Source organism: Spirillospora sp. NPDC052269 (genome assembly GCF_040679435.1).
Classification (GTDB): Bacteria; Actinomycetota; Actinomycetes; order Streptosporangiales; family Streptosporangiaceae; genus Spirillospora.
The window spans coordinates 156840-163464 of record NZ_JBFAUU010000012.1; the positions used below are offsets into that span (position 1 = coordinate 156840).

At 71.6% G+C, this 6625-nt stretch carries 5 protein-coding genes and 1 riboswitch; of the genes, 4 read left to right on the forward strand and 1 reads right to left on the reverse strand.

Features of this window, described 5'->3' with window-relative positions; all coding sequences use genetic code 11:
- Positions 1-17 precede the first annotated feature (17 nt).
- Positions 18-881 carry an Fpg/Nei family DNA glycosylase gene (locus AB0L06_RS25940; RefSeq protein WP_500233690.1) on the forward strand — a complete coding sequence of 288 codons (864 nt, stop codon included), beginning with the start codon at positions 18-20 and terminating at the stop codon, positions 879-881.
- Positions 882-1061: 180 nt separating this feature from the next.
- Here AB0L06_RS25940 and AB0L06_RS25945 read toward each other — a convergent pair whose 3' ends face one another.
- Positions 1062-1508 (reverse strand): SSI family serine proteinase inhibitor, encoded by a 447-nt coding sequence (locus AB0L06_RS25945; protein ID WP_500233691.1) that lies wholly within the window; start codon positions 1506-1508, stop codon positions 1062-1064.
- A 242-nt stretch (positions 1509-1750) separates the two neighbouring features.
- Between AB0L06_RS25945 and AB0L06_RS25950 the strand changes: the two genes are divergently transcribed.
- The 3 genes from AB0L06_RS25950 to AB0L06_RS25960 all read left to right on the forward strand — a co-directional run bounded on the left by AB0L06_RS25950 (position 1751) and on the right by AB0L06_RS25960 (position 6081).
- On the forward strand, positions 1751-2086 hold the full coding sequence (locus tag AB0L06_RS25950; protein ID WP_500233692.1) for a rhodanese-like domain-containing protein: 336 nt from the start codon (positions 1751-1753) through the stop codon (positions 2084-2086).
- A gap of 153 nt (positions 2087-2239) precedes the next feature.
- A riboswitch (TPP riboswitch) is annotated at positions 2240-2356 on the forward strand.
- Positions 2346-3704 (forward strand): purine-cytosine permease family protein, encoded by a 1359-nt coding sequence (locus tag AB0L06_RS25955; protein WP_500233693.1) that lies wholly within the window; start codon positions 2346-2348, stop codon positions 3702-3704. Its footprint overlaps the riboswitch before it by 11 nt.
- A gap of 511 nt (positions 3705-4215) precedes the next feature.
- Positions 4216-6081 (forward strand): sensor histidine kinase, encoded by a 1866-nt coding sequence (locus AB0L06_RS25960; protein WP_500233694.1) that lies wholly within the window; start codon positions 4216-4218, stop codon positions 6079-6081.
- The last annotated feature ends 544 nt before the right edge of the window (positions 6082-6625 follow it).

Below are 6625 nucleotides of genomic sequence, written 5' to 3' on the forward strand. Positions count from 1 at the left end.
CTCGGATACTGTGAAGCATGCCCGAGCTTCCCGAGGTCGAGTCGCTGGCCGCGTTCCTGCGGGAACGCGCGGTCGGCCACGCCGTCGCCCGCGTCGATGTTCTCGCCATCTCCGCGCTCAAGACCTACGACCCGCCGGTCACGTCCCTCGGCGGGCTCACGATCACCGGGGTTGCCCGGCACGGCAAGTTCCTCGACCTCGACGTGGACGGGCTGCACCTGGTCGTCCACCTGGCCCGCGCCGGGTGGCTGCGCTGGCGCGACCAGGTGCCCGTCAAGCCCGTCCGCCCCGGCGGCAAGAACCCGCTCGCCCTGCGCGTCCACCTCGACGACGGCTCCGGCTTCGACCTCACCGAGGCCGGGACGAAGAAGGGCCTGGCCGTCTATGTCGTGCGCGACCCGTCCGATGTGGAGGGCGTCGCCGGCCTCGGCCCCGACCCGCTCGCCCCGTCCTTCACGGTGGAGGCGCTCGCCGGCATCGTCCGCGGCAAACGCACCCAGATCAAGGGCCTGCTGCGCGACCAGAAGATCGTCGCGGGCATCGGCAACGCCTACTCCGACGAGGTCCTGCACGTCGCGAGGATGTCCCCGTTCAAGATCGCGGGCAGCCTCACCGACGAGGAGATCCAGACCCTCCACGACGCCATCGTCGATACCCTGCGCGACGCCGTCGCCCGCTCCGAGGGCCTCGCCGCGCAGGACCTCAAGGCCGAGAAGAAGACCGGCCTCCGCGTCCACGGCCGCACCGGCGAGAAATGCCCCGTCTGCGGCGACACCATCCGCGAGGTCTCGTTCGCCGACTCGTCCCTCCAGTACTGCCCGACCTGCCAGACCGGCGGCAAGCCCCTGGCCGACCGCCGCCTCTCCCGCCTGCTCAAGTGACCCGTCCGGCTCAGTGCTCGGCGCCGAGCATGAGCCGGCCGCGCCCTGGTCTCGTGCTGGGAGCGGGCGCGGCCGGGCATGGCGGGATGGGTCGGGGACGGTGGGCGAACGTGTCGGCCGTCAGCGGACCGGCCGGCACTTCAGGGAGCGTGCCGTGCCGTCAACCGGCGGGCCGACGCGTCAGCGGACGGGCGGGACGTCGCCGAACAGGGGAGCGATCTTGCTCCACCGGGCCAGCTGGCAGCCGTCCGTCCGGTTGAACCTGGCGTCGATCGCCTGGCCGTGCCAGGTGCCCTTGACGGTGGCGACCTCCGGACCGCCGTAGATCTTGGTGCACATCATGTCCGGCGGGACGGGTTTGAAGGCGTCCGGGGCCTTGGCCAGGGCCGCGCAGGCCTGAGCCGCCTTCGGGTGGTCGCCGCCGGTGGGATCGCAGGTCAGCGTCCAGGTCTTCGCGGGAGCCTGGGCGGACGCCCGGACACTGACGGTCAGGTGGTTCGCGGAGGAGTCGCTGGGCGCGACCTTGTCCTTCGGCGGGGTCACCGACGTCCCCGACTTGGCGTTCTCGGAACCGCAGGCGGCGGCCGACATCACCAGAGCCAGGGCGGCCGGTGTGAAAAGGAGCATCCGATACCGCATAGACGATTCGACGTTGCAGCCGTCCGAAGGGTTCCACGCGTTCGGGTCGATTTCCCCAGCTCGGACCACCCGGGGGTATGTCCGGGCCCGCGGACGGGGGGCGCGAACCAGCACAAGGGCGGGCGGGCCACGGGCCGTTCCAGGTCCTGGAGCATGATGGGATTCGTGCTCTGATCTGTAGGTTGCGAATGCCCCCGCCCCACGCGGCGAGGGCCTCTTGGGAGGTTCGGATGAGCTTCGGGAACGACGTCCCGGCCGTGGACGCCGCCGAGGTGCCGGAAGGCGCGTACCTGCTGGACGTCCGCGAGCAGTACGAATGGGACGCCGGGCACGCGCCGGAAGCGGTGCACATCCCCATGGGCGAGCTGAGCGACCGCGCCGCCGAGATCCCCCGCGACCGCGAGATCTTCGTCGTGTGCCGCTCCGGGATGCGGTCCGCCCAGGTCACCGTCGCCCTGAACCAGGCCGGCTGGATGGCCAGGAACGTCGACGGCGGCATGAAGCGCTGGAAGGAGTCAGGCCGCCCCCTGGACTCCCACGGCGACACACCTCCGCACATCGCCTGACCCCACACACCGTGCCCCGGCGCCCGCGCGGCCCGGGGGGCGGGTCTGGCGCGCGAGGGGCGCGTGATGGTGGGGGTTCGGTGGCCTGAGGGGGAGGCGGACCTTGAGGCATTCCGCTCCCTGGAACGTTCGATGTACCATTTGCCCGTCTTAACGGAACACCGCGGGAGCTCGGGCCAACCGGGCTGAGAGGGCGGCAGAACGCGGCGCCGCCGACCGCATGAACCTGTCCGGGTAATGCCGGCGTAGGGAGAGTGCAGTGTCCGCTGTGCAACAGAAGTCCGTCGACGCGCCGCGCGACGAGGCCCCGTACACCCTCGACCAGCCCGCGCCCAGGGTGCTGGGATTCTGGGACCAGTCGGCCTTCTGGGCCAACCTCGGTGTCAGCCTCCTCGCGTTCTCCGGCGCGTACACCGTCCTCGCGCCGACCGCGGACGGCAAGCCGACCATCTCTATCAGCGCGGGCATCACCGCGATGATCGTCGGGACGGTGATCGGCGGCCTGATGCTGGGCCTGGCCGCCGTCCCGGGCGCCCGCACCGGCCAGCCCGCGATGGTGCTGCTGCGCGGGCTGTTCGGAGCCCGCCCGTCCTACCTGCCGACCTTGCTGAACGTCGCGCAGCTGATCGGCTGGGGCACCTTCGAGCTGATCACCATCGCGGGCGCGGCACGGGCCCTCTACGACGGCGTGCCGCGCTGGGTCTACGTGGTCGCCGCGGGCGTGATCACGACCGTCCTGACGATCTGGCCTCTCGGATCCGTCCGCCTGCTGCGCCGCTATGTGACGGTCGCGGTCTGCGTCGCGCTGGTCTACTTCTACATCCAGCTGCTGCGCGAGCCGCTGCCCGACCTGAACCAGGGCTCCTGGGGCGGATTCTGGATCGGCGCGGACGCCGCGCTCGCGGTGTCGATCTCGTGGGTCCCGGTCGCCGCCGACTACACCCGGCACTCCCGGACGCAGCGCGCCGCCTTCGGCGCGGCCACGGTCGGCTACTCGATCACCCAGATCATCGCCTACGTGCTCGGCCTGTTCGCGCTGGCCCTGGTCGCGGGCGACTCGTCCCGGATCTACGACCCGTTCCTGCACGTCACGCTGGGCGCACTGATCTTCGCGATCTTCGTCCTGCGGGAGGCCGACCAGTCGTTCGCGAACGTCTACTCCACGGCCGTGTCGATCCAGAACCTCGTCCCGCGCGCCGACCGCCGCGTCCTGTCGGTCGCGCTGGGCGTCCTGATCACGGTCCTCGCGCTGGCCCTGGACATCAACGACTACGCCGGTTTCCTGTCACTGATCGGCTCGGTGTTCGTCCCCATGCTGGGTGTCCTGGCCGCCGACTTCTTCCTCGGCAGCGGACGCCGCGGCTGGAACACCACCCGCTCCGCCCCCGCCCGCTGGAACATGATCGTCGCCTGGCTCGTCGGCATCGTCGTCTACCAGCTGATCAACCCGGGCACCGTCGCCCACTGGACCGACCTCTGGCAGCACGTCCAGAAGACCCTCCACTTCACCCCCGCCTCCTGGATGAGCGCCTCCCTCTTCTCCTTCCTGGTCGCCGCGGCCGCCGCCCTCCTCCTGGCCCCCCTGACCCACCGCCCCAACTCCGACACCCCCGCCTAACCCCAGCACCACCACCCTGTGGCCTCGGGTCATGGCCCCGACGCCGGGCCCATGACCCGAGGCCACAAACACGCAGGCCAGCAACCGCCCCCATCGAGACTGCGCGCCCGGCCGAACGGCAAAGGCGAGCACACCCACCCGAACGCGAAGATGCGCACCCAGCCAGCCCAAGCGCACGCGCGGCTGAACACGAAGCTGCCCGCCCACCGGACGCAAGGGCGAGAACACCTGCCTGGCCATGAAGGTGACCGCCCAGTCGACCCAGGGGCGAGCGTGGCTGAACGCGGGGGCACCCGAGCGCCCTGAACTGCAGTTTTGTGGGTTATCCACAGATCGCCGGTTGGCTTTCCCTGGTGCCTGGAGCAGCGGAGACTGGATGTCGTGCGGGGGTGCGGGAGGTGCCTGTGCGACGGAAGGGGGTGATGGTTTTCGAAGTGAGCGGACGGTGCGGTGAGACCTTTCAAAGGCGGTTGCCCGGCAGGACGAGGTGATGCGGTGGCAGCATGAGGGCGTGCAGCTCCAGGTTCACGACCCGATCGCGCGCGCCGTCATCGAGTGCGCCGCCGACGCGATCGTCGCCGTGGATCACGAGCACCGCGTGACGGTGTGGAACCCGGCGGCCGAGCGGATGTTCGGCTGGACGGCGGCCGAGATGATGGGGCGGGTGCCTCCGATCGTGCCGGACGAGCTGACCGCCGAGCACAACGCGGTGCAGGAGCGGCTGCTCACGCGGCGCGCCGGGGAGGGCGACACCGGCCGGATCTCGATCGCCACACGGCGGTTCTGCCGGAACGGGACGCTGATCGACGTCCGGATCGACACGAGCCTGCTCCGTGACGCGCACGGCGAGCCGCTCGGCTGGGTCGGCGTCTACCACCCGGTGGAGGAGGACGAGGTCGCGCAGCATCACATGGCCGAGCGGGCCCGGCTCGTCCGGCGGCTCAACGACATCGTCGCCGACCTGAACGCCGAGCTCGACCTGGCCGTGGTGCTCGACCGGATCACCGCGGCGCTGATCGAGCTGACCGGCGCCGACGCGGCCGGGTTCGTCCGGATCGAGGGCGAGCGGCTGCGGCTGGTCAGCCTGACCGGGCTGCCCGAGCGGATGCGCGGCGCGACCGCCGACCTGCGGTCCAGCCTGGTCGGTGAGCTGCTGCGGACGGGCAAGACGGTCAAGCTCGCCGGAGGTGAGCGGCGGCTCGGCGACCTGATCTGGTCGGAGCTGCCCGGCCTGCACACGATCACGCTCGGCCTGTCGTACCTGCAGAACCGGCCGTACGGCGCGCTGTACGCGCTGTTCTCCGGCCGCCGGCCCGGCCACACCGAGCTGGAACTGCTGGAGCTGCTCGCCGGGCACGCCGGAGTCGCGGTCGGCAACGCCGTCGCCTTCGCCGAGGCCGTCCGGCAGCGCGCGCACGAGCGCGCGGTGATCGACGCGAGCGCGGACGGGATCGCCGTGCTCGACCGGGACGGCCTGGTCTGCCAGTGGAACCCGGCCGCGACACGGCTCACCGGCGTCCCGACCGAGCAGGTGCTCGGCGGCCCGCTGCCGTTCGACGCGCCCGCGCCCGGCAGCATCCGCACGCTGCGGCTGCCGTCCGGGGTGTGGCTGGAGGTTCTGGCCGCCGAGGTCGCCGAGACCGACGAGCTGGTCGTGGACTTCCGCGACGTGTCCGAGGCCAAGGCGCTGGAGGAGGCGAAGGACCTGTTCCTCGCGACCACCAGCCACGAGCTGCGCACCCCGATCACGGTCGTGCGCGGCTTCGCCAGCACGCTCGTCAACCGCTGGGACGAGCTCCCCGACCCCGACCGCCGCACCGCCGTCGCCACCATCGCCGACCGCGCCGAGTCCCTGGCACGGCTGGTGGAGCACCTGCTGCTCGGCTCCCGCGCCGGCGCGGACGAACTCGCCGTCACCATCGACGCGTTCGACCTCGCACACGTCATCAGCGGTGTCGTCGCCGGATTCCGGTCCCTGTCCCCGCTGCACCACGTGGAGCTGGAGCTCGCCCCCGACCTGCCGTCCTGCCAGGGCGACGCGCTCGCCACCGACATCGTCCTGGGCCAGCTCCTGGAGAACGCCTTCAAGTACTCCCCGGACGGCGGCGTCGTCCGCGTCCGCGCCTGCACCGAGGGTCCCAACCTGATCGTGACCGTCACCGACGAGGGCATCGGCATCGCCCCCGGCGACCACGAACGCATCTTCGAACGCTTCGTCCAAGGCGAAGCCGGCGACCGCCGCCGCTTCGGCGGCATCGGCCTCGGTCTCTACATCGTCAAACGCCTCACCGAAGCCCAACAGGGCACCATCACCGCCCACCCCGCTCCCCAAGGCCCCGGCACCTGCATGCGCCTGACCCTCCACCAAGCCTCCTGATCTACCCCCGCGGCGGACGGAAGCTCACCGACCCTGCGTTTCGCGCCCGGTGGTGCCTGACGACTCTCAGTGCCTCACCTCGATCGAAGCTCCTGCCCAGTTCTCTTCACACAGAGGCCTCCGAAGAACTAGCGGATACACAGGCGCTCGCCGATGGCGCGGCCCGCCGGTGATGCCCGGCGACTCCCGCAGCGCCCCGTCCAGACAGATCTCGGCCTTCGGGCGGCATCCCGTCAGTCGGCCGCCTTGCTGGGGTGCCGACTGGGAGCGGCCCCCTTGCTTGCGCGGCAGCCTCGCCTGGGGCCTGGGCTGGGGCCGAGGGGCTCAGGCCTGAGGCCAGAGACCGCGAGCCGGGGGGCCGGAGCCGAGGACTGGACTCGGGCCTGACGCCGCGAGCCGGGGGCCGGAGCCGAGGACTGGACTCGGGCCTGACGCCGGTGGTCGGTGGCCGGAGCCGAGGACTGGACTCGGGCCTGACGCCGCGAGCCGGGGGCCGGAGCCGAGGACTGGACTCGGGCCTGACGCCGGTGGTCGGTGGCCGCGT

Coding starts and splice junctions, on each gene's coding strand:
- AB0L06_RS25940 (WP_500233690.1), top strand. CDS start 18: ATGCCCGAGCTTCCCGAGGTCGAGTCGCTGGCCGCGTTCCTGCGGGAA.
- AB0L06_RS25950 (WP_500233692.1), top strand. CDS start 1,751: ATGAGCTTCGGGAACGACGTCCCGGCCGTGGACGCCGCCGAGGTGCCG.
- AB0L06_RS25945 (WP_500233691.1), bottom strand. CDS start 1,508: ATGCTCCTTTTCACACCGGCCGCCCTGGCTCTGGTGATGTCGGCCGCC.